This window comes from Pigmentibacter ruber (assembly GCF_009792895.1).
Lineage (GTDB): Bacteria > Bdellovibrionota_B > Oligoflexia > Silvanigrellales > Silvanigrellaceae > Silvanigrella > Silvanigrella rubra.
This window is the reverse complement of sequence record NZ_WSSC01000006.1, coordinates 1-23,549: the sequence shown is the minus strand read 5'-3', so window position 1 is coordinate 23,549 and position 23,549 is coordinate 1. Positions and strand designations below refer to the sequence as shown.

The following is a 23,549-nucleotide window of genomic DNA, read 5'->3' as shown; positions in this document are numbered from 1 at the left end:
AGGATCAATGAATGGAAAGCCTGTTTGCTGGAATTTTTTTTGTTATTTTGATTTTATGTGTTTCCGCGTTCTTCTCTCTTACAGAAACTGCTGCAACAAGTATTTCAAACTTAAAAGCAAAACACTTGTATGAGTCTGGAAAAAAATCTGCCCAAGTTTTAAATTTGTGGTTAAATAAACCATCTAGAGTTCTAGCCTCATTACTAATCGGAAACAATTTAGCAAATATTTTTGCCTCAATTTTAGTTGACGACCTATTGAGAACGCATTTTGGTAACACACAAATTCTTTTAGTAACTGGGATGATGACTGTTATAATCGTTCTTTTTGCAGAAATAATTCCTAAAACATTTGCAAAAACTCATGCTGTAAGAATTATTGTTCCCGTTCTTAATGTTTATAAGTTTTTTTATTACATTCTTCTTCCTTTTACAATTTTAATGACTACTTTAAGTGATTATATCACATCCTTTAACTCCAAAAAAAATAAAAGTAATGATCCCCAGATTACAGAAGAAGAATTAGAATTTTTAATTAATGTTGGAGAGAAGGAAGGCGTTATTCCAGAACAAAAACATGATATGTTATCTGGAATTTTTGAACTAGGAGATACTGTAGTTAGAGAAATTATGGTTCATAGGATAGATTTAACAGCAGTAGCGCAATCAATGAAAATTGTAGAAGCTGTAGAAAAATTTAAAGAAACTGGTTTATCCCGTATTCCAGTCTATGATGAAAAAATTGATAATATAACTGGAACAATTCATGCCAAAGATGCTTTATTTTTCTTAAAAAAACATCAAGGAGAAGACTTTTGCAACGAAGCTACAGTTGCAGAAATAAGAAGAGAAGTTATGTTCATTCCAGAAACAAAACCTGTTGATCATTTATTTCAAGAAATGAAAAAGCATAAACAGCATATGGCTATTGTTTTAGACGAATACGGTGGAACAAGCGGTATTGTTACTATGGAGGATATTTTTGAAGAAATAGTTGGTGAAGTTCGTGATGAATTTGATAATGAAGAAGACGCCATTCGCCCTACCCAAGTTGCAAATCAATATTTAGTAGAATGCAAAATTCATATTGATGATTTTTGTGACTTTTTTGATATTAAAGTCGAAGATTTTACTAAAGGTATTGAAACAAATGAATTCGACACGCTTGCTGGACTTATTCTGCATTACTTTGGTCAAATACCAAAATCTGGCGATAAATTAACACTGAATAATGTGGTAATGGAAATTGTTGAGGTCAGTAAAAGAAGAGTCAGACGCGTTGTTGTCCGTTTAATAAGAAGTGATGATCCTAATTAAATAATAAATTTATTATAAATACATATTTTACAGATATATATATTCAAAATTAAAATTTTTTACTTTATTGACAAATTATAAAAAATCATTAATTTTATTTTTTGTTACTATAAAAAAGGAGATTTATGAAAAAATTTATTAGGTTTTCTTTATTTTCAATACTGGCATTTTCTTGTGGAAAAAAGGAAAATGAAAATTCAAAAAATAATTCACAAGCAAATGAATTACAAAATTATCAAGAAAATAAAAATAAATTTACTTTCCTTAGCGAAAATTTCAAAACTTCATTTGGAAAAATTGGCAACGATACCTGGAATAAAAGAAAAATGTATACTTGTTATTTAGAATTAGGGAAGTTTTCAGTTACGAAACCAATGAAACCAAATATATATCTTTCTATGAAATTAAGTGGCGACTATTATATTTCACCTGATGATTTTAAAATCAATCCTAATTTATTTGAAGTATATATAATAGAAGAAAAGGAAGTATTCTATTCTCAAGCCTATGAGTTAAATTTTAAAGAATTGGAAAATAACTTTAATGTAAAACAATCTAATGGACAAATAGTAGTTGAAATGAGAGATACTAATTTTCTCCTCCAAAAGCTTTCCTTAAAAAGGAGGAACAATGGAAAAAATGAAAGAAACCCATCACCACTTAATAGTGGTAAGTATAAAGTTTGTTTAATGCCACCTCTATCAGATACTTTTGAAATATTTGATAAATCTAATCTTGAAATTAGAAAAGCCATTTTGACTTTAGATGAATAATTTACTGTATCTTCAATGTTTTATCTAAAGTCTTCAAATTCACGAATTATTTTTCCAAGTTTTTTTTGCTTACTTAATTTCTTCATCCCCAAATTAAAAGATTTTAATTTTTCTTTATAATCAACAGCTTTTTTAGAAAAAATAATATATAAATTATGGACTTTTATTGGAGGATTTAGCATTGTAAAATCAGCAGGAGATATATTTAATTTATAATTTTTCCTTAATAAGTACTTAAAAACAAAATTATCAATAAAAATTAGATCAACTTTTTTATTAATTAAATTGCTCATATTCATTTCATCAGTTGTAACATCAATCTTTTTTAAATCATTCCTTTTATCAAATTTTTCTTCGTTAAAATATCCTCGCACAATTCCAAAAGAAAGATTATTTAATTTATCATAAGTTTTATTTAAATCATCTTTATCATATATATAATTTATTTCTTTGTTATTTTTTTTATTCCCAATAAATCCAACTTGACTTTCAAAAAATGGATCAGAAAATTCAAATTTTGAAACAACTTCTTCATCATAATATTTTGGCATACAGCCATCTATGCTATCACTAGCTTTTTCTGACTCAGCCATAGCTCTAGCCCAAGGCATAAATACTAATTCTAAATTATAACCTTCTAATTTTAATGCTTGACGAATAATCTCTGCAACAGGCCATTTTTTTCTAATTCGGGTCCAATATATGGTTCCCAAGCTAACGTAGCTAATTTTATTTTTTTTCAACAGCTTCAACATTCATACTTAAAATAAAAAAAAGTACAAGAGTTAGAACTTTTTTCATATCAACCCTAAAAAATTGAAAATAAAAATTAAGTGTATGAAGAAATTAATAAAACCTCTGATAAACTCATTCCTAGTTTTTTAACTATTTCACTCGCTTCAGTACCTTGCTGAAGAAGTTTTTTTGCTTCTAAATATTTTTCATTTTGAAGTTCTTTTAAAATTTCTTCAGTAGGAACTGAAGTATCAAATAGTTTTAATATTTTCTGCGCTTTTTTAATGGAAACTAATAAAGTTTGATTTAAAACATCTGCATCTCGAATGGTTTTTTCTAAAGCCATAGTTTTCATGTTTAAATTAGAAATATTTTCTTCTAAAAGATGTTCCGAATGTCTATCCACTTCAATAAGTACACTATTAATTTTTTTAGTCACTTCTTCCCATTCAGCATGAGCTTCAGAACCAATTAACATCAGTTTATTTAATGTTTCTCCAGCTAATTTCTTTGCTTGATTGACTTCTTCAGTTAAGACCGCTTGAATTTCTATTAATTTTGCTCTTTCAGCATCAAGAATGGCAAATTCTTTATCTCTTTTAATTTTCCCACTTTTTAACCATTTAATGCATACGAAAAAAAAGAAAACTTGGCTCAAAAATAAGACAAACCCAACACACAATAAAAGAGCTACGTAGTTCATCTTCCAGCACCACTTAAGTTTAAATATTCATTTAAAATTGTTTCATCAACCCCATCAATTGTTAAATTTTCACACAATATTTGATACTTTGTGCCGCGTTTAAGTATTTCTTCTGCACTTAACACACGTGCTAATACTTGAAAAAAAGTAGGTGCTTCTGTGTGCCTATATTCTACAATTTTTGATTTTCTAGACCAGTAGTCGGGAATTTCTATCCAAACTCTAAGTAAACAACCTTTTTTAAACTCAGATAGAGATTGAAAAATAATTCCTTTACTTGAAATTCCTATGCTTTCAGATGTGAGCATTTTACTAGCAGTATTAGATATTTTATATTCACAAAACTTTATCGGAATTTTTTTTGTTACTAGTTTTAGATCAAATGGCGTGGGAATAGGGACTGAAGTCGCACCTGCTTGACTGAGCTCTTCAATATCCTCAATAGTAAGATTTTTATGCATAAGAATATTAACCTTTGAGCGAAAGGTAAAAAAAATTATTTCTTAGCAAAAATTTTATCAATTTTTTCCTTCATCGTAGCGGCATTAAATGGCTTAACTATATAATTGCTGACACCACTTTTAACAGCTTCAACAATATTGTCTTTATCGGCTTCTGCTGTAACCATTAAAAATGGAAGATTTTTGATTCTTTCATCTTTATGGGCTCTAACAGTTTTTAATAACTCAATGCCAGTCATATTTGGCATATTCCAGTCACTTACAATAAATTCTATCGCCGGATTGATTGCTAAAGTGTTCAATGCTAATTGACCATCTTCTGCTTCAACGATATTTTGATAACCAAGCTGTTTTAATACACTTTTTACTATTTTACGCATTGTAGGAAAGTCATCTACAACAAGTATAAGTGAATCCTTATTTATAGGTTTATAATTTGGCATTTAACTATACTCCTTTATACCTAAACACTATTCCTGCAGAAGATGTCTCAGTTTTAACTTCATTTTTTGCACAGCTTGGGTGTGAAGTTGAGAGACTCGAGACTCCGTAACATCTAATATTCGGCCAATTTCTTTTAAATTTAAGTCTTCATAGTAATAAAGACTTAACACTAGCTTTTGTTTTTCAGGCAATTCTTCCACTGTTTTTATAATAATATCGCGGACTCCCTTGTTTTTCAACTGCATAAAAGGATTCTTTGAATTTGGATTTTCTAAACATTCAAGTAAAGATTTTTTGTCACTTGAACTGGTTCCACCAAGTTCTTCTAAACTCATCATAGATACTCGAGTTCTTCCCATACGCTCTTGGTATTCTTCCAAAGGAACTTCTAAAAACTCCGCAATTTCTCTTTCTGTTGCAGGTCGTCCAAATTTATGTTCAAGTTCAAGTTTAGCTTTATCTTCTTTCTTGTTACTTTCTCTTACACTCCTCGGTACCCAATCTTGGTTTCGCAATTCATCAAGCATTGCCCCACGCACACGAAATTCAGCATAAGTTTTAAATTTATTATCTCGACTAGGATCATATTTATCAATAGCATCCATAAGGCCAATTACACCAGCAGAAAATAAATCATCTAAATCAATATTAGAGGGCAATCTAGCTGCAATTTTTTGCGCAATATACTTTATCAATGGAGCATAATCCATAATAATTTGATTGCGCATGGGATCACTGGTTAAAGGAACAGCTCTTGTCTGATTTTGCGGAATTTTTTTTGTTTTTTGTTTTTCATTTGTTTCTTCATGCAAAGTTTTCTTTTGCGCTGTTCCTGAAAAAGCCATGCTACCTCCACTTCTACCTGGAAATACTATTTATACCCAATTATATCAGGTGAATTTGCTGCAACCATTTTTCTCCAAAAAAACTGCATTGTTCCTTTAAGCTGGCCAACGGTACCTTGTGTAATAATTTGTCTTGATATATCTCGTAAACCTTGGGAAGCTTGCGAAAATGGATATTTTTGGACGTATGGAACTCTATCTCTAACTGAATTTCTGACAACTTCATCAAAAGGGATATGCCCTAAATATTCGACTCTTACTTGTAAATATTCATCTGATAAAGTTGATATTTTATCATATATTTTTTTTGCTTCTAAATCATTTCGAACCATATTTACTATTAATTTAAAATTAGTTTCTGCTGTTGTCTGAGAAAGAATTTTTATACTTGCATAACAATCAGCTAAACTAGTTGGTTCAGGGGTAACAACCATAATGACTTCAGCAGATGAAGAAGTCCAATATTGTACATTTTTTGATACACCAGCTGGAGTGTCAATCAAAACAACATCAAATTCTTCATCCAGAGATTCTATTTGATCTAGAAGCATTAACTTCTGTAATTTATCTAATTCAGGAACACGCATAACACCACTAGAAGAAGGAATAATTCTGACGCCTTCAACACCTGTCATAATAATATCTTTTAAATGTCTTTCTCCACAAAGAACATCATCTAAAGTAAATTGAGGTCGTAAATTTAAAACAACATCTAAATTTGCTAAACCAAAATCTCCATCAATAAGTAATGTTCGCATTCCCATCCTAGCCATACAAAGACCTAAATTTGCCGTAGTTAAAGTTTTTCCAACACCTCCTTTACCACCAGAAATAGCGAGAACAGTTGGTACTTTAGGTTGGTATGTAACAGGTTTAGAAAAATTTAAATTTTCTTTTTGAATATTTCTCATCATTTCTCTTAAACTAGAAGCTTGATCAAACACAATATCCTCCAAAATCTAAGAACATTAATTAGAGTTTAAGTAAGCGCTCCACAACTCTTTCTTTTGATGCAATTTCAATATCTTCAGGAACTCTTTGTCCAGTTGTAAAGTAACTGAGTGGTAATTTATTTTGCACACTAGTATTTAATATCTCTCCAAATGCCCAAGATTCATCTAATTTAGTGAAAATTAGACTTGCAGGAGTTAAAAATCGAAACCCGCGAATTGTTTCATCAATATCCCTTTGTTTCATTGTACATGACAAAACTAAATGAAATTCAATTGGAAGTGGAGCTTCTGCAAGTTTCTTTAAAGTTTCCATTTGATCAGAAAATCTAGAACTTCTACCAGCAGTATCAATTAAAATATAATCATAATTATTATGCTTAGAAATATAATTTACAAGTTCATTTTTATCTGAAATTTCAGCAAAATGACAATCCAATATTTTAGAATAAACTCTTAATTGATCACTTGCTGCTATTCTATAAGAATCCATTGATATTAATTCAACATCAGCTAAATCAGTTAATTTTAGTTTAGCAGCAATTTTAGCTAAAGTTGTTGTTTTGCCAACACCCGTGGGCCCCACAAAACAGACAACTTTTTTCTTGCTTTTTTCTACTCGAAATGGGCCAGTTACTTTTAAATACTTAAATATAAATTTTATTGCAGAACTTAAATAAAATTCTTTTGTTTTCTCTGGAGAATTAATTAATTCTTCTTTATTTTTAGGATCTTCTAATGTATTTAACCAAGTAGTTAGATGATTTATAAAATTTTCAGATACACCAGCACTTCTGAGCCTTATACCAATATCGGTTACATGCGAATTTCCATTATCAGTCGATTTTTTATATTTTTCGCGCATAATATCATGTAATAAGACTTTAATTTCTTGCATTTGCTCAGTTATATCAACTTGAGGTAAACTTTCCAGCTCTTTTCTTACTTTAGATATTTCAGATTTTAATACACTCATTTCTTCAAGAGTTTGCTCATTTAATTCTGTATTATTTGGATTATTTATTGTTTCTTTAGAAAACAAACGTTCTTTGGCTGGCTCTTTAGTTAAAGCGCTAGCTAATGATCGAGCCATATTTCTAGTTTCTTGATTTAAAGTCGAAAGAGTAGGAGAAATTAAAGTACTTTTTTGTCTATTTGGAGTGGGATCTCCTTTAACGACAGTTGCTTCATTTCTTGGTTTAATTCTTGGAAAATCAACTTTTGGGAGATGTTCTGCTGATTTTGGATTTATAACTTTTCCATGCACAGTTGCACTTGGAGAAGCTGTAACTTCATAAATTCTGCAATTTTTTTGTAACTCTTCAGAGTAAATCTCTTTTTCTTTAGTAGATAAAATTACTGCATCTCTACCTAATTCTAACTTAACAAGTTTTATGGCATCCTGGAGGGAAAATGATTCAAATTTTCTAATTTCCATTTTACATCCTTTAATAATAAAACAATTAAGTAATTAATTCCAAGTTTCTTATATTTATATCATGCGGAATTTCATCGTAAGAAAGAACTATCAACTGTGGTATGTAACGGGATACTAATTTTTGAAATGCTTGACGCATTCGTGCGCTTATTAATAAAACAGGTTGGGAACCCTCTTTATCAAAAATTTGAATTCCTTTTAGCAGCTTTTGCAAAATTTCCTGTGCATTTTTTGCATCAAGATTTAAATATGTTGAACCATTTTCAGTTGTAACCAAACCACCAGATAATATATCTTCAATTAATCTATCAAAAGTAACAACCACTAATTCATCCTTATCATTGATGTATTTTTGAACAATATTTCTACCAAAACTCTTGCGGCATAGTTCAGATAAAACATCAGGATTTTTTATTATTCTACAATGATCTGCTAGGCACTCAAATAGGGTAAGAATGTCGCGTACCGACACGTCTTCACGTAGCAAGTTTTGCATGACTTTAACAACTTCACCTAAAGTAAGTCGATCTGATTGCATAACCTCTTCTACTACTTTTGGATTAGTTTCCTTCAGTTTATCAATTAGATATTGAACATCTTGCCTTGTTATTAATTCTGCAGCATGTTCTTTTAACACCTTTGTAATATTAGTTGCAACAACAGTAGAACAATTTACTACAGTATAACCTCTAAATACTGCTTCTTCTTTATCACGTTTATGCACCCAAATTGCAGGAAGACCATAAACAGGATCTTTTGTTACTTCCCCACCAATTGGTAATTCAACACCACCAGGATCCATTGCTAAAAAATAATCCACCATTAAATTACCAGCCGCTACTTTGTTACTTTTTAACAAAATTTGATACCCACCTGGTTCTAATTGTAAATTATCACGCAACTGAACTTGTGGAATTATAATTCCCATTTCCTGAGCAAATTGTTTTCTTATTCCTTGAATTCTATCTACAATTTCTCCATCCTGAGCAGGATCTATTAAAGGAACAAGTCCATGACCAACTTCTACAGCTAACATATCAACACGCATTAAATTATCTAAACTACTACTTTCTTTTTCATCCTTTTTTCTTTCATCTGTTTCTTTTAAATTTTCTTCTGAAAGTTTTTTTTCTTTTATCCATTGTGCAGACATTCTTCCTAAAAAAATGAGTAATCCTGAAAGAACGAAAAATGGAATTTTTGGGAATCCTGGTATAATTGCTAGGAAAAAAATTAAACCAGCTGCTATGTAAAATGCTTTTGGATGGATACGAACTTGTTTTAGAACTTCAGATCCTAAATTTCCTTCACTTGTTGCTCTCGTTACTATTATACCCGCAGCAGTTGAAATCATTAGGGCTGGAATTGCGCTAATCAAACCATCCCCTACTGCAAATAAAGTAAATTTAGCAGCTGCATCGCTTGGTGTAAGAGAATGCATTAATACACCAATACCAAAACCAACAATAATATTAACTAATGTAATTATTATTCCAGCTATTGCATCTCCACGCACAAATTTACTTGCACCATCCATTGCACCATAAAAATCAGCCTCATTTTCAACCGCTTTTCTTCTTTTTTTAGCTTCTTCTGCATTGATATGTCCGGCATTTAATTCCGCATCAATAGCCATTTGTTTTCCTGGCATTGCATCCAAAGTAAATCGAGCTGCTACTTCAGCAACTCTTCCAGCACCTTTTGTAATAACAATAAAATTAATAACCATTAGAATTATAAATATTACAAAACCAACTGCAAAATTACCTCCAACAACTACTTTTCCAAATGCGACAACTAAATTTGCGACATCTCCTTCAGCACCATGCAGTAAAATATTTCGTGTTGTAGCAACATTCAAAGAAAGTCTAAATAAGGTTGTAATCAATAATAACGTTGGAAAAACACCAAATTCTAATGGTTTTGTGATATAGATACTGACCATCAAAATAATTAATGCAGAAGAAATACTGATTGCTAATAGAAAATCAATAAAGAATGCAGGCAATGGAAATATCATCATTAGTACAGTACCAACAATGATTGAAGCCATAATTAAATCAGGGCTTCTTGCTAAAAAATTGCTTGATTTAAAACTACCTATTTCTGAAATATTTGAATTTGCTTTAGCCATAAATCATCCTTTAAAAGCGATCAAAATATTTCTTGCCTCGCATTTGATAAATATATTTAATTACTTCAATAACTGATTGATAAAGGGATTGAGGAATTTCTTGCCCAACTTTAACTGTTTTATATAAAGTACGTGCTAAGGGTTTATTTTCAACAATCATTATGTCATGTTGTTTTGCTATTTCTCTGATTTTAAATGCAATTAAATCTTGACCTTTGGCAATAACTATAGGAGCATTCATTCCTTTTACATACCTTACTGCTACAGAAAAATGTTCAGGATTTGTTACGATAAAAGTTGCTTTTGGAACATCTTTCAAACTTTTACGCATAACTAAATCTCTAGCCATTCTTTTTCTTTGCGATCTTAAAAGAGGATCTCCTTCATGTTTTTTAACTTCTTCTTTAACTTCTTGTTTAGTCATTTTCATATCATTATTTAATTTCCAAAGATTGTATGAAAAATCTGCAATGCCAATAACAACTCCGGCAATACACATTAATAAAAGCAAATGAAAAATTGATTTTCCTAATTCTTTTAAATAGTCAATATTACTAAAAAAATAATCTTCACTGGATTGACCTATTTCATTTTTTAAAACCAAGTAAATTAAGACTGATAATATGCTACATTTCAGCAATATTTTCAGAAATTCAACTAAAAAAGTAGCACTAAACATTCTAGCAATTCCTGATAATGGATTAATTCTATTAATATCAAAATTAATTTTTTTCCAAGACCAATTAAATCTTGTTAGTAAAAGTCCAAATAACAAAGGAAAAATTGTGCAAATAAAAATGATTAAGAAAAAATGAGGTAGTATGGGTGAAGTTGCATAATATAAAACTTTAATTAAACTTGAATAATCAACAAAATAAGCAGGAAAACCTAACCATGAACGATTAAAAACTAAGCGAAAACTTTTCAACATGTCATTGGCATAAAAATAAAAATATGTAGTAAACAAAATTAATGTGACAAAAGAAACTACTTCTTTAGGGCTTGCAACGTTCCCTTCTTCACGAAATTGATTTTTCTTTTCTTCGGTCGCTTCTTCAGTTTTATCCTGAAAGCCTTTTTCCTCTCTACTCTCCATTACTTTTTCCTTTTAAGGAGGTGAAGTTGGAATAAAAACACGCCGCATAGAATCAAACCACATCACTTCTTTTTGCATTCCATAATTTCCTAATATGCTTAAATAAGAGGTTAAAGATAAATACAAAACAACTAAGGCAATGACGAAACTAATAGGAAAGCTTATTATAAAAACGTTAAGAGATGGTAATGTTCTATTTAACAAACCTAGAGATATATTTATAAGAATTTGTACAGTCATTATAGGCGCAGCTAATCTTAACCCAAGAACAAAAGCTTCTTGAGCAATATTCAAAGCAACTTTAGCAATGCTTGTTGCATCTGCTGAAGGTCCAATTGGGATATAAATGAAAGATTTAAATAGTCCCTCAATGAATATATGATGAATGTTTAAAGTTAATATCAGAAGAATTGCAAACCAATTTTTAAAAACAGAGAATGATGATTCATGATCATTTATTCCTGGACTAAACATTGAGGCAACTTGGAAACCCATATTTATTCCAATTGTATGTGATGCAATCGATACACCTGATAAAACTAATTTAGCAGCAAAACCTACTGCAAATCCGAACAGAACCTCACGAACAGTAGCAATTGCTAAAGTAAAACTACTCCACTGCAAAAGATGTTCTTTTTGAAATATTTTCTCTGAAACTACTGGATAAACAAAAAACGTAAAAGCTAATCCAAGAACTATTCGTAATCGTACAGGTACAACTTGATCGCCAAATATAGGTAAAAAGAAAAAAATTGTTACGATACGAAGAAATACCATCACAGGAAATGGCCAAGTTTGGGGATTTAATTCTATGACAGACAAAATATCCATGATTTCTCTTTACTTTTGCCTAGCATACTCAGGAATTTTATCATAAATTCTATGAGTATAATCATTTAACTTACGAAGCATCCAGGGTGATAAAATAATTAAAACAACTATCATAGCTGCTATTTTAGGTAAAAAGCTAAGAGTTGATTCATTAATTTGAGTTGCAGCTTGAAATATACTAATTAACAGCCCGATAATCATCGCAACACCTAATAATGGTAGGGATATTTCAACTGTTATGTATAAAACGGATAATATAACATCTACTACCTGTTGATTGTTCATAATTAATCCTAATTAAAACTTTTAATTAATGATCCAGCTAGTAAGCCCCATCCATCAACAACAACAAATAAAATTAATTTTAATGGAAGACTAACTACTGTTGGAGGTAACATCATCATACCCATAGCCATTAAGACACTACTTACAATCATATCTATAACAATAAAAGGTAAGTATACTAAAAAACCAATTTGAAATGCTGTTTTTAATTCACTAATTACAAAAGATGGTACTAAAATTCGCATAGGTACATCTTCTTTTGTAACTGGTTTTTCCATTTTACTCATTTGATAAAATAGTTTTAGATCATCAGTTTTCACTTGTGCCATCATAAATTCATGCAAAGGTTTTTGGCCTACTTCTAGCGCTTGTTGTGTAGTAATATCTTTTTGCAAATATGGCACAATAGCCTGATCATAGATTTTAGAAATAGCAGGCGACATCACAAAGTAGGTTAAAAAAAGGGACAAAGCTATTAGAATTTGATTTGGTGGCATAGTTGGTGTTCCTAATGCCTGTCTTAAAAAAGATAAAACTATTAAAATTCTTGTAAATGCACTCATTAAAAGAAGAATTGCTGGTCCAAATGTAAGTAAGGTTAAAACAGCTAAGACTTTTAAAGCAGGTACATAATCATCCTGATTTTCACCATTAGCAATATTTATAGAAAAAACTGGTAAAGGATTTTTATTTAGATCTAGTTTATTTTGCACATTTCTATTTTCATTTTGCCAATTTTTTTCAATAGAATTAGTATTTCCTTGCGCTGGAGTATTTTTTGCATTTTGCGCACTCGATCCATTTGCATAAAATAATGATATGAGTATTAAATTTAGAATTATGAAAATTCTCATACCACTCCCAAAAGAAAAAAAATTAATTTAAAGGTTTCATAGAACGTAACTTTTCTCTAATCAAATTAGTTACATTTTCAACACTATCTACCTCTTCTTCTTTTTTCTTAATTTCTTTTTTACCTTCGCTTTCAAATTGATTAGCCAAATATTTTGGAAATGCTTCTGATTTATTATTTTCATTAGCTACTTGTTTTTTTGTTCCAACTGAATTTGAATTAATACTTTTTAAAGCTCTTAATAAAATATCAGATTTTTTATCATTAATTTTTTCGACTTGTACTTGTTGCATTTCTGTTTTTTCAGTCAATGATTTTTCATTATTTTTAGGTAATAAAAATTTATCACTAATTTGATATTGCTTTCTTTCTTGGGAACCCCTATTTGAATTAGAAAGACTAATATCTGTTAGAAATTGTATTCCAGCTTCAGTATTTGAAACAACAATTTCTTGATCTCTAATTTTTAATATCATAACTTGTCTTTTTGGTGAAATAGAAAGTGTCGACACAATATCCATAACTTTTTCATTTTTATTATTAGAAAATAAAAACCCCTTTTTTCTAATTTTTGTTAATAAGTATCCAAGAATTGCAAGGATTGCGATAAATATTGTAGAAATTAAAAATACTTTCCAAAGCTCTGACTGTCTTGTTGGCTGCTCTGATTCTTTAAGAGCAACATTCATATTTTTCTTTGAAACTTCATTTTTCTTTTTAGAAATATTTTGTCCTATCATTTCATCAAAAGTTTTTTGCCCTTTTAAATCCGTCGGCTGTTCTGTTTCTTTTTTAATAAAATCATTATTTTGATTATAATTACTTTTTTTGACTTCATTATTTATATTTTGATTTAATGAATTGACCTGAGGGTAAGTATTATTTAAATCCTCACTTTTTATAAATGAATCTTTAATTTCTTTTCTTACCTGCATTTCATCACGTTTTTTTTCTGGATACTGAATTGGTGGGACAGAATTTTCAAAATTCTCCTCAGAAGAGGCTATATTATAAATTGATAGGAGCAAAGCTACTATAAATCCATATTTTTTAATTGACATATTTTATACCTCTTTCAAATTTTAAACACTTTCTCCAGAATGAGCCTCATCCATTCCAACTCCGCTCATTACATCAGTTAACCGAACTCCAAATTTTTCATTAACAACCACAACTTCTCCCATAGCAACAAGCTTATCATTGACATAAATTTCCATTGGCTCACCTGCCATTTTATCTAACTCAATCACTGAGCCTTGCCCCAATTGGAGTAAATCATTAACAAGAAGTTTTGTTCTACCAAGCTCCACTGTTACTTTAAGTGGGACGTCTAAAACCATTTTCATTCTGGAAAGATCAATATTTTTTAATGAATCATCATCTTTAGCCATAGGAGGATTAGATCCTGCGGCTGCCGGTGGTGATGCTTCACTACCTGCTGCCTCAGCAGTGCCTCCAGCATCTCCTTCTTCACCTGGTTCTAAACCAAAATCTTCGGGTCTAAATCCTTCGTTCAAATCAGCCATTAATAATCTCCAATTATTTCTGTTATTTTAATTGCTTTATTTCCTCTTATTATTCCAGGAACTCCTCTAAATTTATGAATTCCTTCAATCATAATATCTAAAGGTTTATCAGCATCTCTATCTAAAATAAGAACATCCCCTTTACCCAATTCCATTAAATCTCTTAAATTGATCCAACAATTTCCTAAATTACAAATCATATTTACACTGGTACCCATTAATTGAGTTTTAATTCTATTTATCCAAATATGATCTACTTCTAGTTGCTCATTTTGAAATCCAACGCTTAGTTTTGATTTTATAGGTTCAAGAGTTGAATAAGGAAACACAAGTTTTATTGAACCACTCATTTTTTCTAATTCGACATCAAATGCTGTTGAAATAACAACATCACTAGGAGGAACAATGGCAACAAATTGTGGATTAATTTCAGTACGTGAATAAGTTATTTTTAATGGGAAAACTGGTGCCCATGCTTTTTCAAGATCATCTACAGCAGACATTACAACACGACGGGCAACTTTAATTTCTATTTGAGTAAAATCTTTTCCTTCTATTTTTGTGTAAGGAACATCAGAACCTCCAAATAAACTGTCAACCAAAGCATAAAGTAACTTACTTTCAATAACCATTACTGCTGAACCACGAAGAGGTTCTATTCTCAAAATATTAAGACAACTCGGTAAGGGCAGGGAGTTCATAAATTCGCCAAATTTAATTGGCCCCGAACTATTCACTCCAATATTTGCAACTTTTCTCAATGCCGCTGATAAGGAAATACGAAACAATCTTATGAAACGATCATGAATAATATCTAACGTTGGCATGCGCCCACGAATAATTCTGTCTTGATTTGCTAAATCATAATGAACTATTCCTGATGCATCTTTTTGTCCACCATCGCTATCATTTCTTCCATCAGAAACTGCATTTAATAAGGCGTCGACTTCATTCTGACTTAATACCTGATCCATGCATTACTCCACAAAGAATTCGGTAAAATACACGTTTTGAACTGGCCTATCTGTTACTTCATTTATTCTATTTAAAATTTCTCTTCTAAGATTTTCTTTACCATTTTCTGATATGAGTACTAATCTTGTTTTACTTGTTACAGCTGTTATAACAATATCTTTAATTTGAGCTTCCCGTTTTTTTAATTCAAATCCTTGATTTTCTCCTCCTCGATATTCAATAGCAATTGCAATTCTAATGAATCTATTTTCAATTGAATTCCCTAGATTTAAATCTAGTCTTGGGATCATAAAAGTATCACCAAAATTTGCTGTTCCTTTAGGCTCTTCTTTTTTTCCATCATCTTTTTTATTTGGATCGTCTTTTTTATCATCCTTTTTTTCATCTTTCTTCCCATGATCATCTTTCTTCTCATCTTTTTTTTCGTCTTTCTTCCCATGATCATCTTTCTTCTCATCTTTTTTTTCGTCTTTTTTAGCTTGATCGTCTTTCTTTTCGTCCTTTTTTCCATGGTCATCTTTACTGTCTTTAGAATCTTTTTTGTCATGATCATCATGACTTGTGCCTTGAGCTGCGAGTTCAGTGTTTTTCTTTCCCGAAATGGTTTTAAATACAAAAAAACCACCTACTCCAAGAGCCACAAGCAAAACACCGCCAATACCAGCAAAAAGAGCTAGACGACTTTTTTTCTCTTCTTTTTCATTAGGATCCTTAGGCTTTTCATCTTTCTTTGCCTCAGCTTTTTTCTCATCTTTTTCGGCCATTAGCTTACCCTGCAATTTTTAATGGATAAAATAAACTTTTTATTGCCTTCTTGAGACTAGTTTGCCATAAAAATACGAAGCAGGTTTGTTCTTAATGTCGTGTAAACTATCGGCAATCTTTTCCAGAATAAGCAATATCTGCCTGTTTATAAGGATTGATTTTATGGAATTAAAGGAATTTGCTGAGATTATTTTATTTGGTAAAGATATTTTGAGTGACAAACTTTTGGAACCAAATTTGCTTACTGATACAATTGAATACAATGCAATTCTTACCCCTAAATCTCCAGGTAGAAATTTAGATTTACAATTCAAAGATTACCCTATCAATAAAAAAATTCCTTTCCCCAATCAACAACAGCTCATTGAAGAAAAACAAAGAGGTTACGTCCTGCACTTTTTTGCTAATCATGAATTACTTGCTATGGAAATTATGGCATTAGTTTTATTAAAATTTCCAAAAGCTCCAAAAAATTTTCGCTTGGGAATTGCAAATACAATTCTTGAAGAACAAAAGCATATGAAACTATATATACAAAGAATGAAAGAACTAAATGTTTCATTTGGAGAAATTCCTGTCAATAATTTTTTTTGGAATTGTTTATCTGACATGAAGTCACCAATGGATTTCGTTGTAAAAATGAGTATGACATTTGAACAGGCTAATTTAGATTATGCGTTATTCTATAAAACTTTGATGGAAAAAGTTAACGATATTAAAACTGCTCAAATATTAGATACAGTTTATCAAGAAGAAATTGGACATGTTAAGCATGGAGTAACTTGGTTTAACCGCTGGAGAGAAAATGATGATTCTGATTGGTCAGAATATCAAAAAAATCTTGAGTTTCCATTAACTCCAGCACGCGCGAAGGGAATAATTTTCGATATATCTGGAAGAAAAAAAGCTGGTTTATCAGAATTATTTATTAAAGAATTATCAATATTTAATTCTTCTAAAGGAAGACCTCCTAATTTATTTTACTTTAATCCAGCAAGTGAGCAAGAAATTGCAAGGAAAAAAATTGGATTTACGCCAAATAAATCTGTAACAAATTTAGAAAATGATTGCTCGTCACTACTCCAATTTCTTGCTGCAAATGATGATATTATTCTTCTTAAAAACAAGCCATCGGTTGGTTTTCTCCAAAAAATCCAAAGATGTGGATTTCCTATTCCTGAATTTCAAGAATTATCCAACTCAGAAAATTCTATAAATCATCAATATATTAGTCATTTTTATCCTTGGGGATGGAGTCCAGAAACAATTTCTATTTTCTCTAAATGGCAAAATAAATTAATCAAAAAGAATTATTTTCATGAAAATATATTTTGTAATGAAGAATTTCAAAATAAAATTATGCTTTTATATTCTAAAAAATTCTCAGCAATATTGTACCCTGAAATTTATAAAGAATTATCTTCAATTCAATCTATTCTACCTGAGTTTAATTTAAATCCAAAAGTGTGTTTAACAAAAAAAGAATGTCTAGATGCTATCATATATTTTCTCCAATCTTGTCAATTTTCAAAAGTTGTTATGAAAGCTCCGCTTGGATGTGCTGGACAAAATATGCTGCGAATTGATAATTCTAAATTAACAATAGCTGAAGAAAACTGGATTTTAAAGATTTTAAACTCACAAAAATCTATTATTATTGAGCCTTGGTTTAATAAAGTTGTTGATTTATCTTATCAGGCCAAAATAAACGATGATGGTAAATATATTAATTTAGGTTTAACTCGTTTTTTTACTGATGTAAGAGGGCAGTATAAAGGAACTATTGTAGGTAAAAAGACAGATGATCTGCCCAAAAATGTAACTAAATTTTTATACAAAAAATACTCCAATTTTTCCAATATTGAAGAAATACTGAACTTTGTTTCACAAAAAGTTGCTGAGAAACTTATCGAACATAATTTTTACGGCCCGTTTGGGATAGATGCTTTTCTTTATGAAGATTTAAATTCTGAATATGGTTACAGATTGAAATTTTTATCGGAAATTAACCCTAGATATACCATGGGGCGGGTGGCTCTTGAAATCTCAAAAAGAATTCAAGCAGGTGCTTTTGCAGTATGGGTTCATTTACGAATTTCAGATATTTTAAAAAATACAGGATTTAATTCTCTAAATGAATTTATTAAAGAAACAGAAAACAGATTTCCAATTATCTTAACAGAAGAATCAAAGCCCTTAATTCGAGAAGGTATTTTATTTACTAATGATCCATCAATGGCTACTTCTGTTCTAACTGTTCTTATTGTAGGTAAAAAAGTTCTAAATGACTTTACAACTTTTTCTTCCTTAGAGATAATATAAATTATTATTTCTACTTATAGTATAGAAATAACGTAGCTGCCTATTCTATAAAAATTATAGCGAGATTTAAATTGCTTCTAAAGTTATTAAATAAAATCAATGGATATATAAAAAAATTCAATGTAAGACCCAAACATAGAGAAATTATATTTTCTATTAATAAAAAAATCTGGTTAAAAAAATTTGAAATTATTATTCGTGAATCTTTTTTTATTCTTAAAAATTCAAAATTTTCAGAAAAATCTGCTCAACTTACTTATGTATCAATTTTATCAATCGTTCCTTTAATTGCAATTCTTTTTTCTTTTATCCATGCTTTCCAAGGTTTTAATACAATAATCAATGAATTTATTGCCCCCACAATTACAAAACATTTTGGCAATCGTGCAGGAAATGAAATAATTGAGTATTTAAATTTAATTATAAGCAATCTTAAATTAAAAGAATTAGGAATAATTTCATTTGCTACATTTCTAATTACAGTTATCTTACTAGTCCTTAAAATAGAAGATAATATTGATGAAATCATGGAATTTAAAAATAAATCAAAATTGTTTAATAGAATAGTCAAGTGCTGGCTTCTTTTAACTATTACTCCTTTCTTTTTCACTCTCGCTTCACTCAAATCGGATACTTTTCTTAAACTTATAAACATTCAAGAAAATACTTTTTTGAATAGTTATATTTTACACTTTATAAGAGTATGCTTAGGATTATCGTTCCAATGGATCTTTTTTGCATTTATTTTTTATATAATACCCAGTAAAAGAGTTAATTTAAGAGCTGCATTTGTTGGAGGGTTTATCTCAAATATCTTATTTGAATTCCTTCAATTTGTTAATTTATATTTTGCTAAAAGAGCGCTAGTAACTGATTCAAGTCATATTTATGGATCTGTTGCTATTATAGCTGTTCTTTTCTTTGTTTGGATCAGACTTATTTGGATAATCATTTTAATTGGAGCTTCTTTTGCTATTGCAACACAAAAAATTATCTTTTTTAAAGAGTTACTCAGAGTAAAGTTTTCTCCAGTTAAATCTATACTAGATTGTATATTAATTTATAGAACCATTCGTAATTATTATCGAAATCAAAACGCTCCAATTGCGGAATCTTTTTTAATTTCTTCGACAGGTATTGATACTATAGAGTTAGAACATTGTATTCAATATTTATTAAATAAAAATATTATTTGCTCAGCAGATAATGAATTAAAAGATCCTCATTATTTACCAAGTTATCTTTCTATATTAAATGATAAAGATAATCCTGAATTTTTACGAAAAGTAATTTTAGAAGATAATTTTATTGGGACGAAAGAATATAAAGAAATAGAAAAAATATTTAAATAATTATTTAGCAATTGTCACACTAGCTAGCATATTTTTTATTTTAACTTTTATTGCTTTTTTTTCTGAATATTTTTTTGAATTTATTTCAACATGTGTAAAATGATCAAAAATAAATATATTTCCAATATCTTCTTTTTCTAAATTAAGTTCTTTAATAAGTGAGCCCACTATATCTGCAGGTCTAATTTTTTCTTTTTTACCTTTATTTATAAAAACTTTAATAAATTTAATGTCGTTTTTAACTTTCTCAACTTTACTAGAAACTTCTTTTTGAATTTTTTTAGATAAATTCTCTTTTTTAAATTCTGAACATTCTATTTGTAATTCTTTCATCATATTTAAATAGTAATTAACATTTTTTTCTTCGCAAAGTGCTAAGGATAAACCTGAGTGCCCAGCTCTACCAGTTCTTCCTGAACGATGGACATACTCGTCATTTTGGTAAGGGATATCATAGTGAATTACTATCGGCAGCAAAGAAACATCAATACCTCTGGCAGCTATATTTGTTGCGACTAGAAATTTTAAATTTCCAGTCTTGAAATTTCGCATGATACTGTTTCTATGAACTTGCCCCAACTCACCTGTCAAACCATCTATATTTAAACCATGTTGCTTCATTTCAGTTACTAAATTTTGCACGGTTTCTCGAGTGTGACAAAAGATAATTCCTTTATTAAAATGTTCTGAAGACAAAATTTGAATTAATTTATCTTTTTTTTCATCTTTTTTGGTAACTAAATATTCATGTTTAATTAGATTTTTATCACTGCTAACTATTTTTTCTCTTAAATCAATTTTGACAAATTTCACATTTTTTAAAAATAGTTTTTCTAGCTCAGTTATTTTTTCATTTTGTGTCGCTGAGAAAAAACCAATTTGCAGATGACTTGGTACGTAATTAACTATTTCTTCAATTTGATCTGCAAAACCCATACCAACCATTATATCAGCTTCATCTAAGATTAAAGTTTTAAGCTGGTTAGTTTCAATAGATTCACGTTGCAATAGATCTATCATTCTTCCAGGGGTGGCAATAATAACATGTGGATTTTTTTGCATTTCTAAAATTTGAGCTGAAATTGCGGTTCCCCCAAAAACAGAACGGATCAAGATATTTTTTTGCTCAGCTTCTAACAAACAATTAGCTATATTTTGAGCTACATTGGCAATTTGCATGCCTAATTCTCTAGTAGGAACCAGAATGATAACTTGTGGCGATCGTATCGAAGTATCTAATTTTAATAATAGCGGTAAGAGAAACGCCATAGTTTTACCAGAACCAGTTGGGGCTAGGGCAAAAACAGATTCTGCATTGTAGATTGGTTCTATGCACTTCTCCTGAATTGCAGTCAACTTGGTTAAGTTCATTAATTTCAAATATTTATCAATATTTATCATAGTAAAATGCTTTTATTTAGGGGAATTTTAACAATTGGACCGAGAAAAGTTAGACACTTTAATTGATAGACAAACTAACAGTTCAGCCAGACTAGGTACAGGCTTATTATTACTTATATTTCTAGTCAACATATTTATGCATTATTAGCATTTCAAAGGAAGCTAAGAAATTGACTTAAAAAGTTTAGTAAAGCAATATTTTATAGAATAGAAAAATACATTAACTTGTTTTTTCCTATGAATATAATAGCAAATGCAGGAAAATTGGTAAAATTTCTATTCCTTCAAAAAAAAATTCTAAACTAGTAACTTTAAAAATTAAAAAATAGGTGATTTTTATATGAATCTTTTTTTATCTTCAATGTATTTTGGCAATTCGGCTCATAAACTTTCAAAAATGCTAACTAAAAATAAAAATGTCGCCATTATCCTTAATGCTAATGATTTTCTTGGTGATAATAGAACTAAATATTATAATGAAAGTAAATTAATTCTAAATAATTTAGGATTAAATTGCACTGAACTTGATTTAAGAAACTATTTTAAAAAAGATCCTGTTTCTCTTAAATTAAAACTATTAAATTTTGGCTTAATTTGGGTAACAGGAGGGAATACCTTTATACTAAGAAGAGCCTTTTATGAAAGCGGTCTTGATCAAATTCTACCTGATCTCCTTAAGAATAAAGAAATTATATATGGTGGCTTTAGTGCTGGTGCTTGCGTAGTTACACCTTCATTAAAAGGTCTAGAATTCGCAGATGATCCTAATATAATTCCAAATGGGTATCCAAATGAAATAATTTGGGATGGATTAAATCTTATTTCTTTTTGCATTGTTCCGCATTTTAAATCTGAGCAGTCTGAAGCTTTCGGAATAAATAAAATTATTAATTTTTACAAAGAGAAAAACATTTTTCATCATACATTAAATGATAAATCAGCGATATTAATTGAGGATGATATAGAATTTTTTTATGATAATTAATAAAAAATAAAAAAAAATTAATTTTTTGCAAAAATTAATTACCAGAATTCAGTCACGGGTATTTAACAATTTTAAACATTTACATTGCATCTTTATTTAATCTATTACTTAGAAAATCAAAAAAATAAACTTTTACTTCATAAATATACATTTAAAAATTCTCTTATGCTTATCTTTAAATTGTCTCTGAATCTAAAATTTCTTTAAAGGACTTTGTTTTTTTAAATTTTTTTAATTCTTTATTATAGGCTTTCATTAATTCAATTATATTTTTATATTTACTGTTTCTAAATTTAGATTTTTTTGAAAAAACATTGTAAATATTCTTTTTAAATAAAACAAAATCATAATAAGTAATATTAGAAATATTAAGATATTTAGCTGTATAAATGCCAATTGTTTTGTTTTGAGGATATATTTGAATTCTATTTCCTGACAGTTTCTTTAAATTACTTTCTATATTAACTGAGGGTTCAATCTGTGGGTGATACAGTTGGTATTCTTTGTTTCTCCATGGAAAAGCTTTCCAAAAATCTTCATCATATGAGTTTTCATGAATAACACCAATTGTTAAATTATATTTTTTTAAGTCATCATAAGAATTTATTTTATATTTTTTTTTGTCTCAAGATTTGTGAATAAAACAAAAACTGATTCCCAAGATACATCTGGATAAAATAAAAACTTTTCCCTTTCCAAAGTTTTTGAAACTTTTATTCCAACATCAATTATTCCATTTTCCAAAAATAACTCACATCTTGCCCATGGCATTTCTTCAATTAAATAATCTATTTTTAGTTTATTAAAAATATTCTTAAAAATTTCTATATCTATTCCTTTTAACTCATTCGTTTCTTGATTTACTTTTACATAAGGAGGGCTACGTTCAGTGCAAACTTTAATATTTTCTGATGGAAAAACTTTCAACGGAAAAGCAAGAAATATGATTAAAAAGAATATATTTCTTAAATAAAATTTAGTAGGAAGAGACACGACTTTTATTTCCTTTCCAATAGAGGTTCAAAGGAAGTTCTGTTGCAAAAAATAATTAAGAGTGATGAATCAAAGTTATGATACTTTGCAAGTAAAAATTGTCAAATATATATTTATTAGTAGGAGTTTATGTTTTTGAATACCTAAAGTAACAGGTTAAAAATAAAGATGCTATATTAATATAGCAAATTAAAAAAGAAATAACAAAAGAAACAAAAAAAATAAGCAGGAAAATAGATCAAAAAAAAAGCCCTCACGGTTTGTGAGGGCTAGAAATGAAAGGCTGCACAGAGCTACTCTTCCACACCTAAGGGTGCAGTACCATTGCCGCAGGCGGGCTTGACTTCGGAGTTCGGAATGGGATCC

The 23,549-nt window shown here is 29.4% G+C and carries 23 protein-coding genes and 1 rRNA gene; 5 read left to right on the top strand and 19 right to left on the bottom strand.

All coding sequences use genetic code 11. The annotated features are described in order from the left end of the window. Positions 1–11: 11 nt before the first annotated feature. Both GOY08_RS15220 and GOY08_RS15215 read left to right on the top strand, forming a co-directional pair. Positions 12–1,316, top strand: coding sequence for a hemolysin family protein (locus GOY08_RS15220; protein WP_158999789.1), 1,305 nt, complete (start codon positions 12–14; stop codon positions 1,314–1,316). A gap of 125 nt (positions 1,317–1,441) precedes the next feature. Beyond that, on the top strand, positions 1,442–2,089 hold the full coding sequence (locus tag GOY08_RS15215) for a hypothetical protein (RefSeq protein ID WP_158999788.1): 648 nt from the start codon (positions 1,442–1,444) through the stop codon (positions 2,087–2,089). A 20-nt stretch (positions 2,090–2,109) separates the two neighbouring features. On the opposite strand, the gene GOY08_RS15210 is transcribed toward GOY08_RS15215, so the two are convergent. From GOY08_RS15210 to GOY08_RS15135, 16 genes are all read right to left on the bottom strand, one after another. Further along, positions 2,110–2,844: a substrate-binding periplasmic protein gene (locus tag GOY08_RS15210; protein ID WP_158999787.1), complete on the bottom strand. Its 735-nt coding sequence runs from the start codon at positions 2,842–2,844 to the stop codon at positions 2,110–2,112. A 74-nt stretch (positions 2,845–2,918) separates the two neighbouring features. Further along, on the bottom strand, positions 2,919–3,527 hold the full coding sequence (locus tag GOY08_RS15205) for a hypothetical protein (RefSeq protein ID WP_158999786.1): 609 nt from the start codon (positions 3,525–3,527) through the stop codon (positions 2,919–2,921). Beyond that, the gene (locus GOY08_RS15200; RefSeq protein ID WP_158999785.1) at positions 3,524–3,988 is read right to left on the bottom strand and encodes a hypothetical protein; all 465 of its coding nucleotides are present in this window, start codon (positions 3,986–3,988) and stop codon (positions 3,524–3,526) included. The genes GOY08_RS15205 and GOY08_RS15200 overlap by 4 nt, the downstream gene beginning before the upstream one ends. Positions 3,989–4,023: 35 nt before the next feature. Further along, positions 4,024–4,431: a response regulator gene (locus GOY08_RS15195; protein WP_158999784.1), complete on the bottom strand. Its 408-nt coding sequence runs from the start codon at positions 4,429–4,431 to the stop codon at positions 4,024–4,026. A 27-nt stretch (positions 4,432–4,458) separates the two neighbouring features. Then, positions 4,459–5,277 (bottom strand): sigma-70 family RNA polymerase sigma factor, encoded by an 819-nt coding sequence (locus tag GOY08_RS15190; RefSeq protein ID WP_202914075.1) that lies wholly within the window; start codon positions 5,275–5,277, stop codon positions 4,459–4,461. 26 nt (positions 5,278–5,303) lie between these two features. Continuing rightward, positions 5,304–6,221, bottom strand: coding sequence for a MinD/ParA family protein (locus GOY08_RS15185; RefSeq protein ID WP_158999783.1), 918 nt, complete (start codon positions 6,219–6,221; stop codon positions 5,304–5,306). A gap of 28 nt (positions 6,222–6,249) precedes the next feature. Next, positions 6,250–7,665, bottom strand: a complete 1,416-nt coding sequence (gene flhF / locus GOY08_RS15180) for a flagellar biosynthesis protein FlhF (RefSeq protein ID WP_158999782.1) — start codon at positions 7,663–7,665, stop codon at positions 6,250–6,252. A 25-nt stretch (positions 7,666–7,690) separates the two neighbouring features. Further along, positions 7,691–9,799, bottom strand: a complete 2,109-nt coding sequence (gene flhA, locus GOY08_RS15175; protein WP_158999781.1) for a flagellar biosynthesis protein FlhA — start codon at positions 9,797–9,799, stop codon at positions 7,691–7,693. Positions 9,800–9,809: 10 nt separating this feature from the next. Continuing rightward, complete coding sequence (locus GOY08_RS15170) at positions 9,810–10,895, bottom strand: EscU/YscU/HrcU family type III secretion system export apparatus switch protein (RefSeq protein WP_158999780.1); 1,086 nt, start codon at positions 10,893–10,895, stop codon at positions 9,810–9,812. A 12-nt stretch (positions 10,896–10,907) separates the two neighbouring features. Next, positions 10,908–11,726 carry a flagellar biosynthetic protein FliR gene (locus GOY08_RS15165; RefSeq protein WP_158999779.1) on the bottom strand — a complete coding sequence of 273 codons (819 nt, stop codon included), beginning with the start codon at positions 11,724–11,726 and terminating at the stop codon, positions 10,908–10,910. Positions 11,727–11,735: 9 nt separating this feature from the next. After that, positions 11,736–12,011, bottom strand: coding sequence for a flagellar biosynthesis protein FliQ (fliQ, locus tag GOY08_RS15160; RefSeq protein WP_158999778.1), 276 nt, complete (start codon positions 12,009–12,011; stop codon positions 11,736–11,738). 8 nt (positions 12,012–12,019) lie between these two features. Beyond that, positions 12,020–12,865 carry a flagellar type III secretion system pore protein FliP gene (gene fliP / locus GOY08_RS15155; protein ID WP_158999777.1) on the bottom strand — a complete coding sequence of 282 codons (846 nt, stop codon included), beginning with the start codon at positions 12,863–12,865 and terminating at the stop codon, positions 12,020–12,022. A gap of 22 nt (positions 12,866–12,887) precedes the next feature. Beyond that, positions 12,888–13,925, bottom strand: coding sequence for a flagellar biosynthetic protein FliO (locus GOY08_RS15150; protein WP_158999776.1), 1,038 nt, complete (start codon positions 13,923–13,925; stop codon positions 12,888–12,890). 21 nt (positions 13,926–13,946) lie between these two features. Continuing rightward, positions 13,947–14,390, bottom strand: coding sequence for a flagellar motor switch protein FliN (gene fliN, locus GOY08_RS15145; RefSeq protein ID WP_158999775.1), 444 nt, complete (start codon positions 14,388–14,390; stop codon positions 13,947–13,949). Next, the gene (gene fliM, locus GOY08_RS15140) at positions 14,390–15,364 is read right to left on the bottom strand and encodes a flagellar motor switch protein FliM (RefSeq protein ID WP_158999774.1); all 975 of its coding nucleotides are present in this window, start codon (positions 15,362–15,364) and stop codon (positions 14,390–14,392) included. Before fliM ends, fliN begins: the two co-directional genes overlap by 1 nt. Before the next feature lie 3 nt (positions 15,365–15,367). Further along, complete coding sequence (locus tag GOY08_RS15135; RefSeq protein WP_158999773.1) at positions 15,368–16,129, bottom strand: flagellar basal body-associated FliL family protein; 762 nt, start codon at positions 16,127–16,129, stop codon at positions 15,368–15,370. A 163-nt stretch (positions 16,130–16,292) separates the two neighbouring features. On the opposite strand from GOY08_RS15135, the gene GOY08_RS15130 reads away from it, so the two are divergent. Next, positions 16,293–18,452, top strand: coding sequence for a DUF455 family protein (locus GOY08_RS15130; protein WP_158999772.1), 2,160 nt, complete (start codon positions 16,293–16,295; stop codon positions 18,450–18,452). 71 nt (positions 18,453–18,523) lie between these two features. Further along, the gene (locus tag GOY08_RS15125) at positions 18,524–19,804 is read left to right on the top strand and encodes a YhjD/YihY/BrkB family envelope integrity protein (RefSeq protein WP_158999771.1); all 1,281 of its coding nucleotides are present in this window, start codon (positions 18,524–18,526) and stop codon (positions 19,802–19,804) included. Here the strand turns inward: GOY08_RS15125 and GOY08_RS15120 are convergent, their stop codons facing one another. Next, complete coding sequence (locus GOY08_RS15120; protein WP_158999770.1) at positions 19,805–21,205, bottom strand: DEAD/DEAH box helicase; 1,401 nt, start codon at positions 21,203–21,205, stop codon at positions 19,805–19,807. Positions 21,206–21,545: 340 nt separating this feature from the next. On the opposite strand from GOY08_RS15120, the gene GOY08_RS15115 reads away from it, so the two are divergent. After that, positions 21,546–22,190 (top strand): Type 1 glutamine amidotransferase-like domain-containing protein, encoded by a 645-nt coding sequence (locus GOY08_RS15115; protein ID WP_158999769.1) that lies wholly within the window; start codon positions 21,546–21,548, stop codon positions 22,188–22,190. Positions 22,191–22,793: 603 nt separating this feature from the next. Here the strand turns inward: GOY08_RS15115 and GOY08_RS15110 are convergent. Together GOY08_RS15110 and rrf are read right to left on the bottom strand one after the other, a co-directional pair. Beyond that, a complete protein-coding gene (locus GOY08_RS15110; RefSeq protein WP_158999768.1) occupies positions 22,794–23,183 on the bottom strand; it encodes a substrate-binding periplasmic protein in 390 nt (129 codons plus the stop codon). Between the two features lie 280 nt (positions 23,184–23,463). Then, positions 23,464–23,549 (bottom strand): 5S ribosomal RNA (gene rrf / locus GOY08_RS15105); the annotation flags it as partial.

Coding starts and splice junctions, on each gene's coding strand:
- GOY08_RS15115 (WP_158999769.1), top strand. CDS start 21,546: ATGAATCTTTTTTTATCTTCAATGTATTTTGGCAATTCGGCTCATAAA.
- GOY08_RS15130 (WP_158999772.1), top strand. CDS start 16,293: ATGGAATTAAAGGAATTTGCTGAGATTATTTTATTTGGTAAAGATATT.
- GOY08_RS15210 (WP_158999787.1), bottom strand. CDS start 2,844: ATGTTGAAGCTGTTGAAAAAAAATAAAATTAGCTACGTTAGCTTGGGA.
- GOY08_RS15220 (WP_158999789.1), top strand. CDS start 12: ATGGAAAGCCTGTTTGCTGGAATTTTTTTTGTTATTTTGATTTTATGT.
- flhA (WP_158999781.1), bottom strand. CDS start 9,799: ATGGCTAAAGCAAATTCAAATATTTCAGAAATAGGTAGTTTTAAATCA.
- GOY08_RS15195 (WP_158999784.1), bottom strand. CDS start 4,431: ATGCCAAATTATAAACCTATAAATAAGGATTCACTTATACTTGTTGTA.
- fliN (WP_158999775.1), bottom strand. CDS start 14,390: ATGGCTGATTTGAACGAAGGATTTAGACCCGAAGATTTTGGTTTAGAA.
- GOY08_RS15135 (WP_158999773.1), bottom strand. CDS start 16,129: ATGGCCGAAAAAGATGAGAAAAAAGCTGAGGCAAAGAAAGATGAAAAG.
- GOY08_RS15120 (WP_158999770.1), bottom strand. CDS start 21,205: ATGATAAATATTGATAAATATTTGAAATTAATGAACTTAACCAAGTTG.
- GOY08_RS15200 (WP_158999785.1), bottom strand. CDS start 3,988: ATGCATAAAAATCTTACTATTGAGGATATTGAAGAGCTCAGTCAAGCA.
- GOY08_RS15150 (WP_158999776.1), bottom strand. CDS start 13,925: ATGTCAATTAAAAAATATGGATTTATAGTAGCTTTGCTCCTATCAATT.
- GOY08_RS15215 (WP_158999788.1), top strand. CDS start 1,442: ATGAAAAAATTTATTAGGTTTTCTTTATTTTCAATACTGGCATTTTCT.
- fliP (WP_158999777.1), bottom strand. CDS start 12,865: ATGAGAATTTTCATAATTCTAAATTTAATACTCATATCATTATTTTAT.
- GOY08_RS15170 (WP_158999780.1), bottom strand. CDS start 10,895: ATGGAGAGTAGAGAGGAAAAAGGCTTTCAGGATAAAACTGAAGAAGCG.
- fliQ (WP_158999778.1), bottom strand. CDS start 12,011: ATGAACAATCAACAGGTAGTAGATGTTATATTATCCGTTTTATACATA.
- GOY08_RS15190 (WP_202914075.1), bottom strand. CDS start 5,277: ATGGCTTTTTCAGGAACAGCGCAAAAGAAAACTTTGCATGAAGAAACA.
- GOY08_RS15165 (WP_158999779.1), bottom strand. CDS start 11,726: ATGGATATTTTGTCTGTCATAGAATTAAATCCCCAAACTTGGCCATTT.
- GOY08_RS15205 (WP_158999786.1), bottom strand. CDS start 3,527: ATGAACTACGTAGCTCTTTTATTGTGTGTTGGGTTTGTCTTATTTTTG.
- fliM (WP_158999774.1), bottom strand. CDS start 15,364: ATGGATCAGGTATTAAGTCAGAATGAAGTCGACGCCTTATTAAATGCA.
- flhF (WP_158999782.1), bottom strand. CDS start 7,665: ATGGAAATTAGAAAATTTGAATCATTTTCCCTCCAGGATGCCATAAAA.